This window comes from Clostridium sp. DL-VIII (assembly GCF_000230835.1).
In the GTDB taxonomy this organism is placed as follows: Bacteria; Bacillota; Clostridia; order Clostridiales; family Clostridiaceae; genus Clostridium.
This window is the reverse complement of record NZ_CM001240.1, coordinates 687,961-707,077: the sequence shown is the minus strand read 5'-3', so window position 1 is coordinate 707,077 and position 19,117 is coordinate 687,961. Positions and strand designations below refer to the sequence as shown.

Below are 19,117 nucleotides of genomic sequence, written 5' to 3'. Positions count from 1 at the left end.
TATATCTTTACATCATTTTAAGCTTTGCAAGAGATAATAGCAATGATTTAACTCCTTGCTTATCAAAGGCAATTGTTAACTTTTTATCGCTGCCAGAAGCTTGAACTGCTACAATAGTTCCCTTTCCAAATTTATCATGAAAAACTTTTCTACCAAGAGTCGCTTCATTACTTGTTATATATTCTGTTCCAGCTTCCTTAGTAGTATTTATATTACCTATATTAGTGTTCCCGCTGCCTGACCCTGCGATATTTGTTCTATTCATGCTATTTCGTAAACTATGCGGATTTGTATAAGAACTACTTTGCATAATTCTTTCTCTGCTCATAATACCTGATTTTTCTCCACTTACATATTCCTTAAGTTCCGGCTTTATTTCATTAATAAAATCAGATTGAGGATATGCCATGGTTTTACCAAATACTCTTCTTACTTCCGCTGAAGTCATAAATAATGTCTCTTTTGCTCTAGTTATCCCGACATAACACAATCTTCTCGACTCTTCCATCTCTGATTCGCTTTCAAATGATGCATTTCCTGGGAAAATACCATTTTCCATACCAACCATAAACACTACTGGGAACTCTAGTCCTTTTGCACTATGTATTGTCATAAGTACTATTGCGTCATCTTCTTCCTCAATTTTATCAGTATCTTGAACTAAAGAAACTCTTTCTAAATATGCAGCTAAAGATTTATCTTCATTGCTTTTTTCAAAGTCAACAGCATCTGATACCAATTCCTTTAAGTTTTCAATTCTACTCTTGTCTTCAATTTCATTAGATTCCTGTAATTGCTTCATATATCCGGTATCTTTTAAGATAGATTCAATAAGCACTGAAACTGGCACTGTTTCACTTAATTCCATCAAATTCTCCATTAGTGCTACGAAAGGTTCTATACACGAAATATTTCTTGCTGTTAATGTTGAAATTCCCCTAACTTCAGATAAAGAATCCCATAAATTAAGTTCAAAGTTTGTTGCAAATTCCTGTACCTTAGCCACAGTTGCATCTCCTATGCTCCTTTTAGGCACATTTATTATTCTTCTGATACTTATGTCATCTTGTGGATTAACGAGAACCTTTAAATACGCTAGTATATCTTTTATTTCTTTTCTATCATAGAAACGAGTTCCTCCTACAATTTTATATGGAATCCCTTTTCTTCTAAGACTTTCTTCAAAAATTCTAGATTGAGCATTTGTTCTATATAATATAGCAAAATCGTTATAATTTTTACTCTCTTTATTTTTTATATCTAAAATCTGCTTTCCAACGAAATCCCCTTCATCACTATCGGCATAAGCTCTGTATATTTTAATCTTATTACCTGCTTCCTGCTCTGTTCGTAATACTTTGCTCTTTCTATTTGAATTATTAACAATGACAACGTTAGCTGCATTTAATATATTTCCCTTAGATCTATAATTTTGTTCCAATTTTATGACTTTGGCACCTGGATAGTCTTTTTCAAAATCTAAGATATTTTTTATATCTGCACCTCTCCATTGGTAAATACATTGATCGTCATCCCCTACAACACATATATTCTTATATTTTGCTGCAAGTAATTTTACCAATTGATATTGAGCTCCATTAGTATCTTGATATTCATCAACCATTATATATTTAAATTTATTTTGATAAAATTCCAACACTTCTGGGTTACTTTTAAAAAGTTCTACTGTCTTAAAAATCAAGTCATCAAAATCTAAGGCATTGTTTTCCTTAAGTCTCTTCTGATACATTTCATAGACATCTGCAATTTTCTTTTCTCTAAAGTTAGCTTCGTTTTCCAACATAAAGCTTCTTACACTTTGCATTTTATCTTTTGCTTTTCCGATTTTTCCAAGTATCTCTTGCTCAGTTATATCTTTATCATTAATATTAAGACTCTTCATACACTCTTTGACTAAAGTTTTTTGATCTGAGCTATCATATATAGTAAAGCTGCTTTTATAGCCTATTTTATCTATTTCTCTTCTTAAAATCCTAACACAAGTTGAATGGAAAGTGGATATCCACATATTTTCAGCTCTTTCACCAATAAGTGCTTTAACTCTATCCTTCATTTCCTTGGATGCCTTATTTGTAAAAGTAATAGCCAGTATACTGTATGGTGCAATATTCAAATCTTCAATCATATGAGCTATTCTATGAGTTAGGACTCTTGTCTTACCTGATCCTGCTCCTGCTAATATAAGTACCTGCCCATCAATTGTAGTTGCCCCTTCATACTGCTCTTTATTAAGTAATGCTTTTAAATCCATTTACTTATTCCTCCTTTCACAATCCTTAAATATTATACCATATGTATTAATATTTAAATCATCACAAGGACTAAAATATTATTTTTTATGCTCTCAAACACTAAAAAACACCTGACATATTTATATCAAGTGTTAATCCTTTATTAATATTAATGATTTCATAAAATGCACCACCACTATTATTAATTTAAAATCTGCTATTATCTATATCTTTAAGATTATATTTTAAAATCAGAAACATTCTTTTCTAATACCTTTGAGATATTTACTAGTTTTTTTGCTGTTACAGACAATTCATTTGTTATCGCTGCCTGCTCCTCTGTAGATGCAGTTACTTCTTCTGAAAGTGATGAAATTTCTTGTGATTTTGAAGCTATATTTTCAACTGTACCTAAGATCTTATCTCTGCCATTCATGGTTTCCTTAAGTACCATATGTACTTTATTAATGTCACTAGGAATGTTATTTACTTTACTGATAACTCCTTTAAAAGAAGTTGTCACATTGTTAATATTCGCTCTGCTATCTTCTACTATTTGAGTTACAAGTTCTGTCGTACTAGAAACTTCATGAGTTTCCTTCATTACTGTATTTATTAACTTAGTTATGCTTTTTGATGAATTTAAAACTTCTTCTGCTAACTTTCTTATTTCTTCTGCTACCACCGAAAATCCTTTTCCTGCTTCGCCAGCCCTTGCTGCTTCAATAGATGCATTTAATGCTAAAAGGTTAGTCTGTTTAGCTACTCCATTTATCACATCTACTATTGAATTAATTTGCGATATAGTTTTATCTAAATTTTCAATTTTAACCTTTGATGCTAAAAATGAATTTAACATATCATCAATACTATCCGCTAACTTATTTATAGCTTCTGCTCCTTTATTTGTATCTTCTTTTATAGTTCTTCCGCCATCAGCTAATAAAGTTAAGTTATTATCCACATTATCCAAGTCTATTGAAAAACTTTCTAGTAATCTAACAGCTTCTTCTAAATCTTCTGCTTGTTGTATTCCTTCTTGCGATACATTAACTGCTGAAGCTGCGATTTCTTCACTTGATAATGCTACTGTACTACCACCACTTTCAATGTTTTTAGATAAATTACTTAAACTCTCTGAGATCACTTTAGTTTTTCTAACAAGTTCTCTCATGCTCTTTCTTGTTTTAGCACTTGCAGCTGCAAGCTTTCCTATTTCATCTTTCCCTGTAATTTCATATTCTACTGTAAAGTCTCCGTCGCCTGCTCTCTCAATTGCTTCCTTAATGATTTCTATAGGCTTAGCAATTCGCCTTCCTATAAATATTCCCATAATAGCAGATAATATTAAGGCTGCTATAGCGCAAATTATACTTTTTATAATAGTTGTTCTAATAACTTTTTGCATATTATCCACAGAAATTCCTATCGATAAACTATATACTACACTATTTCCATCCTTAATTGGAACACTTACATTATACGCAGGCTTTCCCTGCCATTCATCTATATATGAATCTGTATTACCTTCAAATACACTGCTAGCTCCTGATGAATCTATTTTTTCGCCAATGGAATCCTTTGATGTACCTGCAATAAGCGTTTTATCTTTTCCTGTTATACCTATATACCACAATCCACCATCTGCATATTCATATGTAGCATCTATTATATCCTGTATTTTATCTATGTTTTTTATTCCTACTTTCTCAATGTTTGCTCTTATATTGTTAACCAAAGTAATTCCGTCGGCTTTCATCTGATTTTGTATTCCATTTATCATTTGATATGTAAAAAAAGATGTACAAATTAAAATTATTATTGCTGCAATTAAAACGAAATTAAAAACCAGTCTTTTTCTTATAGAGTTAAACATATTATCCCTCCTTCAAAACTCAAGTATTTTATTTGAATATGTAAATCATAATTTCTATATTATTTGTACCCGAAACGAATCTTAATATATGTTCTGGAAAAATCTGAGGACTTAATGTCCTCTTTACCATTGTGAGATTTAATTAAAGTTTTTTATTACTAAACACCTATTACTTCTGTAACTCCTGGCACTTCTTCCTTTAATCTTTGCTCTATAATACCCTTTATTGTCATCATTGCTCCTGGACAATTTCCACAAGCTCCTTGCATTTTTACACTTACTATTCCATTACTGCTTACGTCAACTAGTTCAACATCCCCACCATCTCTTTGTAGCATTGGTCTAATCTTCTCTAATGACTTTATTACTAATTCTTTCATATCTAAAATCCTTCTTTCTGTAATTTTTCCGTACGCGTACGAATTATATATTTAAAAAAAATGCTTTTAAAGCATTTTTATTATATTTTTAAGAGCTTTATCTATATCATCCTCAAAAGTTGTCCTTTGCTCCTGATCAAAATCTTCTAATAATAAATTCAGGAACTCCTGTTCCACACCTTGAAGCTTTTGCTTTACATATATACCTTTAGAAGCTAAGCTGATATATACGCTTCTTTTATCTGAATCACAAACACACTTTTTTATTAATCCTTGATTTTCATATTTGTTTATTATATCAGATAAAGAAGATTTTGATATTTTCCATGTGCTAGCTATTTCATTAAAAAGAAGCTTTGAGCCATCTTCTGGTAAGATATTAAATAGCATAGCATGATTTTGTAATATAGATAACTGCTCCTCTTTTATTTTTCTTGTCAAAAATTTATTAGATGCGTCACTAATCATATTTAATTTTGCTATGATACATTTCTTTTCCATTTTAGTCACCTCGTTCGTTCGGGTACGAATTAATTATAAGATTATTAAATTCTTCTGTCAATACATTTTTTTAAATTTAAATTGCATTTTTTACTTTATTATATCCTAAACTATCGTTATATTAAAACAATTGATTTTTAAAAAGATTATTCTTTCTATAAATTTAATTCGGATTGATAATTTAATCCCCAATCATACATGGCTTTAATTATTGGAGACATTGATAATCCAAGATCAGTTAATTCATATTCAACTCGCGGTGGTACTTCAGCATATACTGTACGTTTTAGAATTCTATCTCGTTCCAATTCACGCAGCTGTAGTGTTAATGTTCTATGAGTTACACTTGGAATTAATCTTTTTAGCTCATTAAATCGTTTCTTGCCACCCAATAAACGATATAAAATAATGCCCTTCCACTTACCATTAATTATATTTAGTGTTGTTTCTACAGGGCATGGATGATTAGGACAGTCTGGATATATACTTTCTGTTTTCATATTTATCAACTCCTTTAGTATAAAAAAGATACTTAGGTGAATTTATTTATATTATATATAAAAATTGTGCGTACTTCAACATAGTATCTAATGATGTTAAACTTAACTCATAAAATGAAAGGTGGTTTTCAAATGAATAATAAAAATCAAGAATTAATAAATGTATTTAATTTTCGTCATGCTTGTAAAAAATTTGATTCTGAAAAAATAATACCTAAAGAAGACTTCGATACAATCTTAGAGGCTGGACATCTTTCTCCAAGCTCTTTTGGTTTTGAACCTTGGAAATTCCTTGTAGTTCAAGATAAAAAACTTAGAGAAAAATTATACCCTGTATCATGGGGGGCTCAAAACAGCTTTAATGGCGCCAGCCATTTTATAATTCTTCTTGCACGTAAGAAAGTCGATACAATTTATAGCTCTGAATATATTACTAAGATAATGTCTGAAGTTCAAAATCTCCCTACAGATGTGGCTGACGGTAGGAGGAAGGCTTTCGAAAGCTTCCAAAAAAATGATTTCAATTTACTTGAAAATGATAGATTCCTTTATGATTGGGCTAGTAAACAAACTTATATTGCCTTAGCAAATATGTTAACAGCAGCAGCTTTCTTAGGTATTGATTCTTGCCCAATTGAAGGTTTCAATATAAAGGAAGTAGAAAAAATTCTTAAAGAGGAAGGCATTCTAGATGCTGAACACTTTGGAGTTTCTGTTATGGCAAGCTTTGGATATCGTGCAAGAGAGCCATATCAAAAGACCAGACAGCCTTTAGATGATGTAGTACAGTGGATTTAAATTAGCTTAATAACAGATTTGGTAAATTTAATTATTTAAAACATTCGGTAAAAAACGAGTCATCTCCTTATATAGGTATGACTCATTTTTTATAATAAAATAATAACTTGTATAAATTTTAAAATTAATAATAAAAATAAATTTGATAAATTATATACCTATGTGTTAAGCTATTTACTATTATGATAAAATAAATGAATAATTTAACTCTTAACTAATTTAAAGAATTGGAGTGAATAACTTGGAAAGATTAGATAAAGTGATTTCTAATTTAGGATATGGAAGCAGAAAAGATGTTAAATCCTTTGTTAAAAAAGGAATTGTTGAGGTAGATGGTATTGTAGTAAAAGATAATGGGATGCTCGTTGATCCTGAAAAATCAATAATAAAAATTAACGGCGAAGAACTGTTATATCGTAAATATATATATTTAATGATGAATAAGCCAGATGGAGTTGTATCAGCAACTCATGACAATAGAGATGAAACTGTAATTGATTTATTGGCACTAGATCATCAAGTGTTTGAGCCATTTCCAATTGGAAGATTAGATAAGGATACAGTTGGTTTATTACTTTTGACTAATGATGGTGAACTTAATCACAGATTGATATCACCTAAATGGCATGTGGATAAGATTTATTATGCTAAAATTAATAAAAAAGTCGATGAAAAAGATATTACTGCTTTTAAAAATGGAATTACATTAGATGATGGATATAAGTGCTTAGAAGCAAAACTTGAAATATTGACCAGCACGGACGAAGGCTCGGAAGTAAGAATTACAATACAAGAAGGAAAATTTCATCAAGTAAAGAGAATGTTCGAGGCCGTTGACAAAAAAGTTGTATATCTAAAAAGAGAGGAATTTGGAGGACTTTTATTAGACCCGGATTTAGAAGAAGGCGAATATAGAGAATTAACCGATGAAGAATTAAGCCTTTTAAAGAGCTATTAACGAATGTTAATTTGTTTTGCAATAAAATAATTCATTTTTTACAAAAATAATCACATTTTTTATTAAATCACTTGCATTATTAACGAGAATACTCTATAATGTTCTTGCAAGGATAAATAAAAGGAATATATAGCCCCCTTTTTATTTATTGCTTATTGCTTATTGCTAAAGCGCAACCTGGCCCCAAGGGTTGCGTTTTTTATTTTGTCCTTTTAAAACGTTTTCAAATATATGAATACGATAACACTTGAAATGATTTACCTTATATTAATATTTTATCAAATCATAATAAAACTGAATAAAAAAACGTCATATTATTATTCATATGACGTACTTAATTCAGTTTTCTAAAAATTATACTCTTATACTATAACTTATAGAAAAAAATCTAAAATACAATAGTATTTTAGACTCCATTTCTATAATACCCCATTACTTTAGGTACATAATTTTGAGTTTCTTCTGGCATTTTATATAAATCACTTGATGATGAAACACCTCTTCTTTGCATCGTTCCAGGGCCCGCATTATAAGCCATAAGTGCCATCTCAGTATTTCCATTATATTTATCCAAATATTCTTTAAGAAGCTGAGTTCCTCCACTAACATTTTGGTCCATATCATATTGATCTTTTATTCCTAAACTCGAAAAGTTTTCAGGCATGATTTGCATTAATCCAGCAGCACCAGCCCCTGAAGTTGCATTAGGATTAAAATCAGACTCTTGTTTAATTACAGCCAAGATCAAGTTTGAATCTACTCCATACTTTTTAGCCGCTGAGTCAACTGCACCATATATCTTTTCTATGTCAGCATCACTTCTATTATCTAAAATGGACCCTGCTTTTTTTGAAAAGTTCACATAATTCCCATTCATAATCATAGGTATATCTTCTAATTTTTGTCCTGTTAAATATGTCTGTCCAATTTTAGCTGCTGTAGCACTCGCCTTATCATTATTAGAATCATTTGATTTTTCACTCACATCTATTTTATTATCAGTTTTATCAGCCTTGTCACTAGTACTATTTAGTCCACCATTAACATTTTTACTAGTTTTTTTCGATGATTCATCCATTAAATTTTGCATAGCCAATTGAAATGCATAGTTTGACTCATTACTAGTATCACCAGAATCAGAATCATTTGTTATTTGTCCGTTTCCCATCATATTCATTGCTAATAGCTGTTCATTTGAAAGTTGATTTACACCATTTATCGCCATTTTTAATAACCTTCCTCCAAAATTTATCTTATGTTTATTTTCGAACCTTTTTCTTAAACCTTTAGATACATTAACATTAACTATTTTTTTGATTGTGCATTAACAAAAAATGTTATTTGATCATAATCTTCATAACTAACTTTTTTATAATAACTCTTTGCCAATGCTAAAATCTTATATTTCCCTTCAGCAAATGGTATAAAGCTATAATAATGTTTCTTACTATAAGGCTGCACTTTCTTCCATTCATTGTTTCCCATTAAATAAAATTCATAACATACATCTTTTCCTCCTCTGCTTATAACTTCGAAAGTTACTTCTTCATTTATGTTAAATTCTAATTTATTGGTTATTATTTTTGTTTCTATTACTGGTGGTGCCTCACTTACATATAAGTTTATTTGTTTCTTTGAATCGTATTCGTCTTTGCACTTTATATTTTTAGCATAAACTTCTATTGTATATTTTCCTGCAATTTTAGGAACAAATCTTAGTTTCTTATTTTTTGAGAACTCTGTCTCCTCAACCGAATGTCCATTAATTTTTGTTTCATATTTAACTAAGACATCTTGTGTATTTTGGATAATGCATTCAAATTCTATAGCTTCTCCAATCAGATGAGTTTCTTTATATGGTAAAATTATATAATCAATCTCTCCTGGTAAGTATTCCATAGCCTTTAAATGAACAAATGTATTCGCATCATATGGCTTATCAGAATATTGATCTTTAACCATTATCTCCACTTCATATTCACCAGCATGTTCTGGAATGAAATTAATCCAATTTGATTTATTATAGCTTACCCCTTCTAGTTTCTTTTTATTTTCTCTTATTGTAAATGCATATTGAAGTCTAGTTCCACCTTCCCCATTAACCATTATGTTAACTGGCTCTCCTGCTATGACCTTCTTTTCTCTGTCAACTATTACATCTAAAATTTTTACTGGTTTCTTACCTTTTTCTTCAATTGTAAATGCTATTTTTTTAGTAGCTTCATATTCACCTTTATGCTCTGAATCCTTAACATATAATATTATTTCATATTCTCCTGCTTCTATAGGCTTCCATGAAAATTCCTTTTCTGCAGTAAATCCTGTATCTTCCTCAATTGGTCCCTTAACCTTATATTTATATAATAAATTTTTTCCGCCTTGTATTTCTGATGTAAATCGTATATCTGTTTCAGTTGTTTGAGGAGAATTTAAACTAGCTACAAAACTATTAATTTTTATATCTTCATATGGTTTAACGTCATATACTAGAATAGCTCTATCGTCATATTCTCTATTAGAAAATATACTCTTCACAAGGCATAAAATTCTATAACTTCCTGCTTCTAATTCCTTGTAATATACATCATTTCTTGTAGAATAATCTTGTATACATACAGACTTTCCATCCTTATATAATTTATAAAACTTATATAGCAATACAACTTTATCTTTTTCAGCTTCATTTTTATAAACATTAGTTTCTACAGCAAATCCAAGTTTTTCACCAGATATTAGAGCTTTATTCAAGCATTTAAAATCTGTTATTTCTATTTTTCTAATGCTCTTAACATCTATTCTTACAATTTTATAGTCTTCAAAGGCCTCAGTTGATTGCATCATCTTGCATTGTACCAAGAATTTTTTTTCTCCTTCTTCATTAACTGTATATTTTAACAAATTACTTGTATCATAATCTCTTATTACATCCCATTCATCATTATTCTTAATATAAAATCTATATAAATACGCACCTTCATTATTCATTTTCACTTCTATTGAGCACTTTTCACCAACCATGTATTCTTCTTTATCAGTAATAATAGTATTTATAAGCTCTAGTTCTTTTTCTTCATTTCCTTCAAAATCTATTTTTTTACGCTCTCTTCTTTCAGTTCCTTCTGAAAGAAGTAATTCTTCATTAATATCCTTTTCACCTATCAACGTTTCTTTTTCTTCTTTCGAAAGTTCTTTTACTTCAAGAAATACTACATTACTCTCTTGGTCATTATTTACAGCTTCTTTAAACTCCAAATTATCAGAAGAAGTTTCATCTTCTACTATCCCTCTAAAGCTTATGTCACCTTCTTCATCGTTTGCAACCTTAGATAAGATTTCTTCATTTAACATAGCATCTGTTGCTTCATCATTTGTTATAGAAAATTCTTCTCTTGCCAAATAATCTAAAGGCTTTTTCCCATCTTTATCCCTTGCTTGTACCATAACCATATACTCCCCTTCTGTTTTAGGTTTCCATACACATTTACTCTTCTCAGAAAATTCCTGTATTGTATTCCAAATTCCGCCCTTACCAACTATAAACTTGTATTCTAATTTACCATCACAATCATCTATTCTACTAGATATATTTATTTCCGTTCCAATATTCTGTGGTGTTTGTTTATCAAAAATTATCTCAACATATTTCAACTGAAGTTCTTCCATGAATCTATACCCCTTTCACAAATGCTTCTCAATATTCCCTATTATTATAATATATGATTATACCATTATTTGTAAATAACTCCAGTTAATTTTTATTTTGATTATAACATATTTCATTAGAAGAAATCATATACATATAAAACGAGATCTTAATATATGTACTACACCATTCTCCTTACCACATAAATCTTGTGTTTTCATGTATTAAGGTCTAATTTAAACATAAATACAAAAAAGAAGCCTATATTTTTAAGCTTCTAAAACATATCAATTTTCTATTAGTTTTACTAAATTTCTTTCCAATTTTGAATCATCTTCTTCTGTTCTCTTTTTAGGATTCGAGGTTTTTCCTCCACCTCTTCTTATTTTTTGCGAAATATGTCTTTCCTCTAATAATCTATCGATATTTTTTTCATCATATATGAAGCCTTTTGGATTTATTACTTTAGCTTTCTTAGATAAACACATGGCAGCCACACCATAATCTTGAGATACAACTATATCTCCTTGTTTAGTTTCATTTGCCACATACATATCCACACTTTGAAATCCACTGTCCACAACCTTAACCTCTGAATAATCACTTTGAATGAAATGATGAATATCACAATAAATTATAATTGGAATTTCATACTTTTTTGCTATTTTTTCAATGATGGAGATGCCTGGACAGGCATCTCCATCAATTATAATCTTCATATATTTAATTAAAGTCTCTTTTCTAGTTCTGCCTTCATATCTTCATATCCTGGCTTTCCTAGTAAAGCAAACATGTTCTTCTTATATGCCTCAACTCCTGGTTGATTAAATGGATTTATACCTAATAAATGTCCACTGATTCCACAAGCTTTTTCGAAGAAATAAACCATATATCCAAAGTAATATGCTGAAAACTCTGGTACATTTAATACCATATTAGGAACTCCTCCATCATTATGAGCTAATAAAGTTCCTTGGAATGCTTTCTTATTAACAAAATCCATAGTTTTTCCAGCTAAGAAATTTAAACCATCTAAATCGCTATCAGCTTTTTCTATGTTGATTTCATATTTAGCCTTTTCAATGTTTATAACTGTTTCAAACATTATTCTTTTTCCATCTTGGATAAATTGTCCCATTGAATGAAGATCAGTTGAAAAATCTACAGCTGCTGGGAATAATCCTTTATTATCTTTTCCTTCTGATTCTCCATATAATTGCTTCCACCATTCATTAAAATAGTGAAGTGATGGTTCATAATTTACTAATACTTCAATTGCTTTACCTTTGTTGTATAAAGCATTTCTAACTGCTGCATATTTATAAGCATCATTATTCTTAATAGATGGATCAGAATAAGCTTCTCTTGCATCAGCAGCACCTTTCATCATTTCATCTATATCAATTCCAGCTGCAGCTATTGGTAATAATCCAACTGCTGTTAGTACTGAGAATCTGCCTCCAACATCATCTGGAACTACAAATGTTTCATATCCTTCAGCATCAGCTAATGTTTTTAGTGCTCCTTTAGCTTTGTCTGTTGTAGCATATATTCTCTTTCTAGCTTCGTCAACTCCATATTTCTTTTCTAAATAATCTCTAAAAATTCTAAATGCAATTGCTGGCTCTGTAGTAGTACCTGATTTTGAAATTACATTTACACTTACATCTTGACCTTCTATTGCTTGTAAAAGTTCAGCCATGTATGTTGAACTAATATTATTTCCAACATAGAAAACCTTAGGGGCTTTTCTCTTATCCTTACCTAATACGTTATGGAAATTATGTGTTAACATTTCAATTGCTGCTCTCGCACCAAGATATGATCCTCCTATTCCAATAACGATTAATACATCTGAATCAGATTTGATTTTTTCTGCTGCTTTTTTAATTTTTGCAAACTCATCTTTATCATAATCTACAGGAAGATCGACCCAACCTAAAAAATCGTTTCCTGCTCCTGTCTTATTATGTAACTTTTCATGGGCACTTTTAACCATTTCCTCCATATAGTCAACTTCAGTCATGTCTAAATAAGGTGCTAATTTTGATAAATCCAATGATATACCTTTATTCATTTCTTCATCCTACCTCCATACTAATAAAATATCACTCTTATTATATCACAAAAAATTTAAATCAATCGTTAATTTTAGCTTTTTAACGGATACTTTTAGTCATTTTAACAAACAAAAACAATATATCAAATAATTAATATTGTTCAAATCCTTTTAACTTTCTCTATTTTATTTTTACTCTAATAATAATTAATATACATTTATCTTACTGCACTTATTCCAATTTATTATCATTACTTTTATCCATATACTTAGGCAAGACCTAGTCGAAATTTTAACTAAGTCTTACTTAAATACTGTCTATTTAAATTACTTTTTGTACTTATAATATATATAAATTACCTATATAAGATAACTTTAGCCTCTTGTTTTTCCACCGGCAATATTATCACCATGAATATAGCTTGTAAAAAATCTTTTTTATCGTTTACATTTCCTTAATACAATCCTTATTTGACTTATCCATAACTCCCAATTCTTTACTATTTATATCTTCCTCCTTCCTGTAATGTAATTATATCGCGCATGGTTTTAGCAATTAATACTGTATTTTTCCATTGACAAATAACTTGTCTGATTATATTTTATATTACTTAAACTTATTTAATTAAACTTTTCTAAATAACTTAATTTCATATTTTCTTATTATGATTTATCATTTAGAATCTTTAAGACAAGCCATCAAAAAAGAGGAATACATAATATACTCCTCTTTTTATAATATTATTATATATATATAGTTTTTACTTAGCAGCACTTACAACAGCAACATTTATGGCCACAAGATTTATTTTTCTTTATATAATCTATAACTTCTTGTTTTGCCTTTTCATATCCATCTTTATATCCTTCGTCATAGGCTTCTTCTTGTCCTTTTTCACGACCATCTTCAAATCCATCACAATAGCCGTCTCTATAACCTTCATTATAAGCTTCTTCTAATGCTTCACCAAAACGGTCTCCTCTGTTATCAGGTTTACGCTGACATTTATTACGAGGAGGTTCGCATCCCCTTTTCTTTCTACATGCAGATTCATCTTCATCATGATTTATACATTCTCTATTACAATCAGCTCTGTTTTCCATTCTTTTCTCTCCTTTGTAATTGATCCTTAAGTCTACTTATTCTTAGCTTTCATCACCAACATTCTTACCTTTATTGGTGATAGCACATACGATATAATCAACCTAATTTCATAATGATAAAAATACTTTCTAAAGTTATTTTAGAAATCTTAATAATTACCTAATAATATATTATGCCGATTTGCTATATTTGCTATCAATTAGACAAAAATAATAGTAACACCTCTAAAATCTTTATTTTGTATTAGAAAAACTCTCAAAATACATCATTGATACAAATTTTTATCTATTAAATATAACTAAAAAAGACACTTACATTTCTGTAAATGTCCTTTTATTTCATGAATCTTATATTCAATTTTCTATATAATTCCTTGCGAATAAGAATTATTAAATATGTAAATTTTATCGTAATAAATAATCTCTTTCTTCTTGCGTAATTCCTGTCCAGTTTTCCTCTGATAAATCTTTACAAGTATCATCATCAGCCCTTTCTATTATTAACCTGCTACCATCTAGATTAAGAATCACTTCCCTATTTTCTTCATTTACTCCTATTGCTTCTAATAATGCTACAGGAATAGTTAATCTACCACTTACATATTCATTATTGCTCTTATTTAATGTAATTTTCCGCTTCATATTATCCCCCCATTGTAATCACCTTATTATATATATATTTCTACATTTTTTTCATTTCATATTAACCAATTATTATTCTCACGTAATTATTATCGAAAATATATTAATTATATTTAGTAATTATTTTAAATATGCTTCGTTTACATTCTTTATGTCGATTAGAAGATTTTTTATTCTTTATGTTTCATAACATATAAGCCATTTATTTATAAGGCATTACATAAAAAACAGCTTAGATATTACTTTTCATATAATATCTAAGCTGATAATTTCTTTGTTGAATTTTTTCTAATTATAATATATTTTATTCTAAACTTTTCAATCTTATTCCCACTCTATAGTAGCTGGTGGTTTTGAAGTTATGTCATAAACAATTCTGTTTACTCCCTTAACTTCATTTACAATTCTTCTGCTTACTAAATCTAAGATTTCATATGGGATTCTTGCCCATTCTGAAGTCATTGCATCACTTGAAGTAACCGCTCTTAATGCCACTGTATGAGAATATGTTCTTTCATCTCCCATAACTCCAACTGATCTGATGTTAGGTAAACATGCAAAGTATTGCCATATGCTTTCATCAAGATTTGCATTTGCAATTTCTTCTCTGAAAATAGCATCAGCCTCTCTCACTATTTCAAGCTTTTCCTCTGTTATTTCACCTAACACTCTTATAGCAAGTCCTGGACCTGGGAATGGTTGTCTCCATACTAATTTATGAGGAATTCCTAGTTCTTCTCCCACAGCTCTAACTTCATCTTTAAAAAGTTCTCTTAATGGTTCTATAAGTTCAAAGTCCATATCTTCTGGAAGACCACCAACATTATGATGAGATTTTATTGTTGCTGAAGTTTTAGTTCCACTTTCAACTATGTCTGGATAAATTGTTCCTTGAACAAGGTAATCTATTTGACCAACCTTTTTAGCTTCTTCTTCAAAAACTCTTATAAATTCTTCACCAATAATTTTTCTCTTTCTTTCTGGATCTGATACTCCTGCAAGTTTTCCAAGAAATCTATCTGCAACATTAACCCTCTTAATGTTCATATCAAATTCCTTCTTAAATACTCTTTCAACAGTATCTCCTTCATCTTTTCTAAGTAAACCATGATCAACGAAAATACAAGTTAAATTATGTCCAATAGCTTTATGTACTAACATCGCTGCAACTGATGAATCAACTCCACCTGATAGAGCACATAGCACTTTTCTATCTCCTACCAATTCCTTTATTTCTTTTATTTTTTCTTCCGCAAAAGATCCCATAGTCCAACTATTTTCTAAACCACAAATATTGTGTATAAAGTTTTCTAACATTTTTTGACCAAATTGAGTATGTTCTACTTCTGCATGGAATTGAACTCCATAAAGTTTCTTTTCTTCATTTTCCATAGCTGCAACTGGGCAAACATCTGTATGTGCAACTATTTTAAACCCTTCAGGTGCTTCTGATATGTAATCAGTATGACTCATCCAAGCAATTCCTTCTTTTTCAATTCCATCAAATAACTTAGAAGAATTGTCTAAAACCACATTTGTTTTACCATATTCTCTTACTGGAGCTGTAGCAACTTTTCCACCTAGTAGATGTGCCATTAATTGATCTCCATAACATATTCCAAGTACCGGTACACCTAATTCAAAAACTTCTTTTTCTACAGTTGGAGTATCTTCTCCATAAACACTATTAGGTCCTCCTGTAAATATTATACCTTTAGGATTCTTAGCTTTTATTTTTTCTATAGTATAATCATATGGGATAATTTCGCAATATACACCGCATTCTCTTACTCTTCTTGCTATTAATTGATTATATTGTCCACCAAAATCAACAACTAAAACTAAATCTCTTTTCATGTTTTCCTCCTAAACTATTCTTATAATCTCTATTATTAACTAAATATGAGTTTTTATCAATAAATTAAAACAATTTTCAACATAAAAAATTATTATCTTAACTTTAAGAAAAATATTTCATAGATTTACTTAACTAAATTAAGTAATGCACAGTTCACATGCTTATTTTGCCGTTCGCTGTAAACTGTGCATTTAATTATTATTGTCCTACACTATAATTTGGTGCTTCTTTAGTGATATTAATATCATGAGGATGGCTTTCTCTTTGTCCTGATGCTGTTTGAACTACAAAATTAGCTGTTTCATATAAAGTGTCAAAATCTTTTGATCCTAAATATCCAAGTCCAGATCTAATTCCGCCTATTAATTGGAATATAGTATCTGAGACTGATCCCTTATAAGCTACTCTTCCTTCAACTCCTTCTGGAACTAACTTTTTGTTACCCTCTTGGAAATATCTATCCTTAGAGCCACTCTCCATTGCTGCTAAAGATCCCATTCCTCTATAAACCTTGTAGCTTCTTCCTTGATATATTTCCATTTCCCCTGGAGCTTCCTCACATCCAGCAAATAATGATCCAAGCATTGCAACTGAAGCTCCTGCTGCTAGCGCTTTAACTATGTCTCCAGAATATTTAAGTCCACCATCTGCAATTACAGGTATTCCATATTTTCTACCTATTTCTGCACAATCCATAACTGCTGTTAATTGAGGCACTCCAACTCCAGCAACTATTCTAGTTGTACAAATTGATCCTGGTCCAATACCAACCTTGATGCAATCTGCTCCAGCTTTTATTAGATCCTCTGTAGCTGCTGCTGTAGCAATATTTCCTACAATAACCTGAAGTTCTGGATATGCTTTCTTAATTTCTACTACTGCATCTAAAACGCCTTTTGAATGTCCGTGAGCTGTATCAAGAGTAACAACATCAACTTGAGCTTTAACTAATGCCTCAACTCTTTGCATCATATTTCCAGTAATTCCAACTGCTGCTCCACATAATAGTCTTCCTCTACTATCTTTTGCTGCATTCGGGAATTTTCTAACTTTTTCAATATCCTTCATAGTTATTAATCCCTTTAAATATCCGTCTTTATCTACTAAAGGCAGCTTTTCAACTTTATGTTTCTTCAATATCTCTTTAGCTTCCTCTACTGTTGTATCCTCCGATGCAGTTATTAAGTTTTCTTTAGTCATTACCTCCGATATCTTTCTTTGATAGTCTGTCTCAAAGATTATATCTCTATTAGTAATTATTCCAATTAGCTTTCCTTCTTTAGTTGTGATTGGTACTCCTGATATTCTATATTGAGCCATTAAATTCTCCGCATCTTGAATTAAATGATCTTGTGATAAAAATATAGGATCTGTAATAACTCCATTTTCTTGTCTCTTAACTCTATCAACTTCTTTTGCCTGTTCTTCAATAGTCATGTTTTTATGTATAATTCCGATTCCGCCTTCTCTTGCCATAGCAATTGCCATCTTTGATTCAGTTACCGTATCCATTCCAGCACTCATTAAAGGTATATTCAACTGAATTGTCTTCGTTAATCTTGTCTTAGTACTTACCTCTTTTGGTAATATTTCTGATTTGTTTGGTACTAGTAATACATCGTCAAAAGTATATGCAGTCTTAATAATTTTAGCCATTTTAAATCCCCCTTGATTTTTGCAATTTTTATTTCATTTTAAGTTAAACTTGAATTATATCTTGCATATTTTATGGTATAAAAAAAGCATATTAACCTCAGAAGTGACGTTAATATGCTAATAAAAGTCTATACTTAGCCTATACCAATATCACTTATAGTCGGAAATTTACGGCTTCCGGTAGATACTCCTTGCCATATTCAAGGTATATATAAGTTTTTAAATGTTTTATGTTTTTGAATTAAAACTATTATAATGTATGTATAAGTCAAAGTCAACAAATTTGAAATTAAAATTGCAAAATTAAAATTATAAATAATTATTAAGTTAAAATTTGTTGTTTTTTATATTTATCTCGTTTTACTTTTCCATCTTTATACTCTCTAAATTTTTAAAATTATTAGTTACTATGTATTAGTATTAGTATTTTGAACAACAATAGATGAGGTATCTAAATCATCTGTATTATCTGATAGCTCAAATTCTGCACCATTCACTATATCATAACATTGTGTAATTGTAGTCGTTCCAGGAAGTTTATCTAGCATATCACCATCTAAGTACTTATATGTCCCTGATGTTGATGCCTTTATGCTACTAACATTTGAACCGTCAGCTATAGGCGTACTACTAGCTAAATTATAAGATTCAACCGCCATTACAGCTTTCCTGCATTGATCCACAACTTTTACCTTTTTAGCCTCTTTTATATATCCATTTACTTTAGGTAATAATGCAGCTGCTAAAATACCTATAATAGCTATTACTGCTATTAATTCGATTAATGTAAATCCTTCTTTCTTCTTATTAACTGACTCTTTGAAACTGTTTTTCTTAATTATTAATTTCTTTCTTTTTTTCATAATATTACTCCTTGTAATTGTTTTTTA

Annotated in this window: 16 protein-coding genes and 1 riboswitch; of the genes, 2 read left to right on the top strand and 14 right to left on the bottom strand. The window is 30.0% G+C overall.

Annotation, left to right across the window (positions count from 1 at the left end):
- Window positions 1-7 precede the first annotated feature (7 nt).
- The 5 genes from pcrA to CDLVIII_RS03315 form a co-directional block, all read right to left on the bottom strand.
- Window positions 8-2,272, bottom strand: a complete 2,265-nt coding sequence (pcrA, locus tag CDLVIII_RS03335; protein WP_009168046.1) for a DNA helicase PcrA — start codon at window positions 2,270-2,272, stop codon at window positions 8-10.
- Between the two features lie 218 nt (window positions 2,273-2,490).
- Entirely contained in the window at window positions 2,491-4,128 is a 1,638-nt protein-coding gene (locus CDLVIII_RS03330) for a methyl-accepting chemotaxis protein (RefSeq protein WP_009168045.1), read from the bottom strand.
- A 158-nt stretch (window positions 4,129-4,286) separates the two neighbouring features.
- Window positions 4,287-4,508: a NifU family protein gene (locus tag CDLVIII_RS03325; RefSeq protein ID WP_009168044.1), complete on the bottom strand. Its 222-nt coding sequence runs from the start codon at window positions 4,506-4,508 to the stop codon at window positions 4,287-4,289.
- Window positions 4,509-4,574: 66 nt separating this feature from the next.
- Complete coding sequence (locus CDLVIII_RS03320) at window positions 4,575-5,009, bottom strand: MarR family transcriptional regulator (protein ID WP_009168043.1); 435 nt, start codon at window positions 5,007-5,009, stop codon at window positions 4,575-4,577.
- Between the two features lie 155 nt (window positions 5,010-5,164).
- The gene (locus CDLVIII_RS03315) at window positions 5,165-5,509 is read right to left on the bottom strand and encodes a helix-turn-helix domain-containing protein (RefSeq protein ID WP_009168042.1); all 345 of its coding nucleotides are present in this window, start codon (window positions 5,507-5,509) and stop codon (window positions 5,165-5,167) included.
- A 132-nt stretch (window positions 5,510-5,641) separates the two neighbouring features.
- Between CDLVIII_RS03315 and CDLVIII_RS03310 the strand changes: the two genes are divergently transcribed.
- Both CDLVIII_RS03310 and CDLVIII_RS03305 read left to right on the top strand, forming a co-directional pair.
- Complete coding sequence (locus CDLVIII_RS03310; protein WP_009168041.1) at window positions 5,642-6,307, top strand: NAD(P)H-dependent oxidoreductase; 666 nt, start codon at window positions 5,642-5,644, stop codon at window positions 6,305-6,307.
- A gap of 241 nt (window positions 6,308-6,548) precedes the next feature.
- Window positions 6,549-7,265 (top strand): pseudouridine synthase, encoded by a 717-nt coding sequence (locus tag CDLVIII_RS03305; protein ID WP_009168040.1) that lies wholly within the window; start codon window positions 6,549-6,551, stop codon window positions 7,263-7,265.
- Window positions 7,266-7,671: 406 nt separating this feature from the next.
- Here CDLVIII_RS03305 and CDLVIII_RS03300 read toward each other — a convergent pair whose 3' ends face one another.
- From CDLVIII_RS03300 to CDLVIII_RS03260, 9 genes are all read right to left on the bottom strand, one after another.
- A complete protein-coding gene (locus CDLVIII_RS03300) occupies window positions 7,672-8,490 on the bottom strand; it encodes a lytic transglycosylase domain-containing protein (protein WP_009168039.1) in 819 nt (272 codons plus the stop codon).
- An 80-nt stretch (window positions 8,491-8,570) separates the two neighbouring features.
- Window positions 8,571-10,928: a triple tyrosine motif-containing protein gene (locus CDLVIII_RS03295; RefSeq protein WP_009168038.1), complete on the bottom strand. Its 2,358-nt coding sequence runs from the start codon at window positions 10,926-10,928 to the stop codon at window positions 8,571-8,573.
- Between the two features lie 267 nt (window positions 10,929-11,195).
- Window positions 11,196-11,627, bottom strand: a complete 432-nt coding sequence (locus tag CDLVIII_RS03290; RefSeq protein ID WP_009168037.1) for a YaiI/YqxD family protein — start codon at window positions 11,625-11,627, stop codon at window positions 11,196-11,198.
- Between the two features lie 8 nt (window positions 11,628-11,635).
- The gene (locus CDLVIII_RS03285) at window positions 11,636-12,985 is read right to left on the bottom strand and encodes a glucose-6-phosphate isomerase (protein ID WP_009168036.1); all 1,350 of its coding nucleotides are present in this window, start codon (window positions 12,983-12,985) and stop codon (window positions 11,636-11,638) included.
- A 747-nt stretch (window positions 12,986-13,732) separates the two neighbouring features.
- The gene (locus tag CDLVIII_RS03280) at window positions 13,733-14,071 is read right to left on the bottom strand and encodes a hypothetical protein (protein ID WP_009168035.1); all 339 of its coding nucleotides are present in this window, start codon (window positions 14,069-14,071) and stop codon (window positions 13,733-13,735) included.
- Between the two features lie 405 nt (window positions 14,072-14,476).
- Entirely contained in the window at window positions 14,477-14,713 is a 237-nt protein-coding gene (locus CDLVIII_RS03275) for an AbrB/MazE/SpoVT family DNA-binding domain-containing protein (RefSeq protein ID WP_009168034.1), read from the bottom strand.
- Window positions 14,714-15,037: 324 nt separating this feature from the next.
- Window positions 15,038-16,570 (bottom strand): glutamine-hydrolyzing GMP synthase, encoded by a 1,533-nt coding sequence (gene guaA, locus CDLVIII_RS03270; protein ID WP_009168033.1) that lies wholly within the window; start codon window positions 16,568-16,570, stop codon window positions 15,038-15,040.
- A 199-nt stretch (window positions 16,571-16,769) separates the two neighbouring features.
- Window positions 16,770-18,227, bottom strand: a complete 1,458-nt coding sequence (gene guaB, locus CDLVIII_RS03265) for an IMP dehydrogenase (RefSeq protein WP_009168032.1) — start codon at window positions 18,225-18,227, stop codon at window positions 16,770-16,772.
- A gap of 137 nt (window positions 18,228-18,364) precedes the next feature.
- Window positions 18,365-18,462: riboswitch (purine riboswitch) on the bottom strand.
- Between the two features lie 172 nt (window positions 18,463-18,634).
- Window positions 18,635-19,090: a prepilin-type N-terminal cleavage/methylation domain-containing protein gene (locus CDLVIII_RS03260; RefSeq protein ID WP_009168031.1), complete on the bottom strand. Its 456-nt coding sequence runs from the start codon at window positions 19,088-19,090 to the stop codon at window positions 18,635-18,637.
- Between the last annotated feature and the right edge of the window lie 27 nt (window positions 19,091-19,117).

Excerpts from the sequence above, each read along its gene's own strand:
- CDLVIII_RS03315 (WP_009168042.1), bottom strand. The coding sequence starts at position 5,509 with ATGAAAACAGAAAGTATATATCCAGACTGTCCTAATCATCCATGCCCT.
- CDLVIII_RS03285 (WP_009168036.1), bottom strand. The coding sequence starts at position 12,985 with ATGAATAAAGGTATATCATTGGATTTATCAAAATTAGCACCTTATTTA.
- CDLVIII_RS03280 (WP_009168035.1), bottom strand. The coding sequence starts at position 14,071 with ATGGAAAACAGAGCTGATTGTAATAGAGAATGTATAAATCATGATGAA.
- CDLVIII_RS03260 (WP_009168031.1), bottom strand. The coding sequence starts at position 19,090 with ATGAAAAAAAGAAAGAAATTAATAATTAAGAAAAACAGTTTCAAAGAG.
- CDLVIII_RS03320 (WP_009168043.1), bottom strand. The coding sequence starts at position 5,009 with ATGGAAAAGAAATGTATCATAGCAAAATTAAATATGATTAGTGACGCA.
- CDLVIII_RS03325 (WP_009168044.1), bottom strand. The coding sequence starts at position 4,508 with ATGAAAGAATTAGTAATAAAGTCATTAGAGAAGATTAGACCAATGCTA.
- CDLVIII_RS03290 (WP_009168037.1), bottom strand. The coding sequence starts at position 11,627 with ATGAAGATTATAATTGATGGAGATGCCTGTCCAGGCATCTCCATCATT.
- CDLVIII_RS03300 (WP_009168039.1), bottom strand. The coding sequence starts at position 8,490 with ATGGCGATAAATGGTGTAAATCAACTTTCAAATGAACAGCTATTAGCA.
- guaA (WP_009168033.1), bottom strand. The coding sequence starts at position 16,570 with ATGAAAAGAGATTTAGTTTTAGTTGTTGATTTTGGTGGACAATATAAT.
- CDLVIII_RS03310 (WP_009168041.1), top strand. The coding sequence starts at position 5,642 with ATGAATAATAAAAATCAAGAATTAATAAATGTATTTAATTTTCGTCAT.
- CDLVIII_RS03275 (WP_009168034.1), bottom strand. The coding sequence starts at position 14,713 with ATGAAGCGGAAAATTACATTAAATAAGAGCAATAATGAATATGTAAGT.
- CDLVIII_RS03330 (WP_009168045.1), bottom strand. The coding sequence starts at position 4,128 with ATGTTTAACTCTATAAGAAAAAGACTGGTTTTTAATTTCGTTTTAATT.
- CDLVIII_RS03295 (WP_009168038.1), bottom strand. The coding sequence starts at position 10,928 with ATGGAAGAACTTCAGTTGAAATATGTTGAGATAATTTTTGATAAACAA.
- guaB (WP_009168032.1), bottom strand. The coding sequence starts at position 18,227 with ATGGCTAAAATTATTAAGACTGCATATACTTTTGACGATGTATTACTA.
- pcrA (WP_009168046.1), bottom strand. The coding sequence starts at position 2,272 with ATGGATTTAAAAGCATTACTTAATAAAGAGCAGTATGAAGGGGCAACT.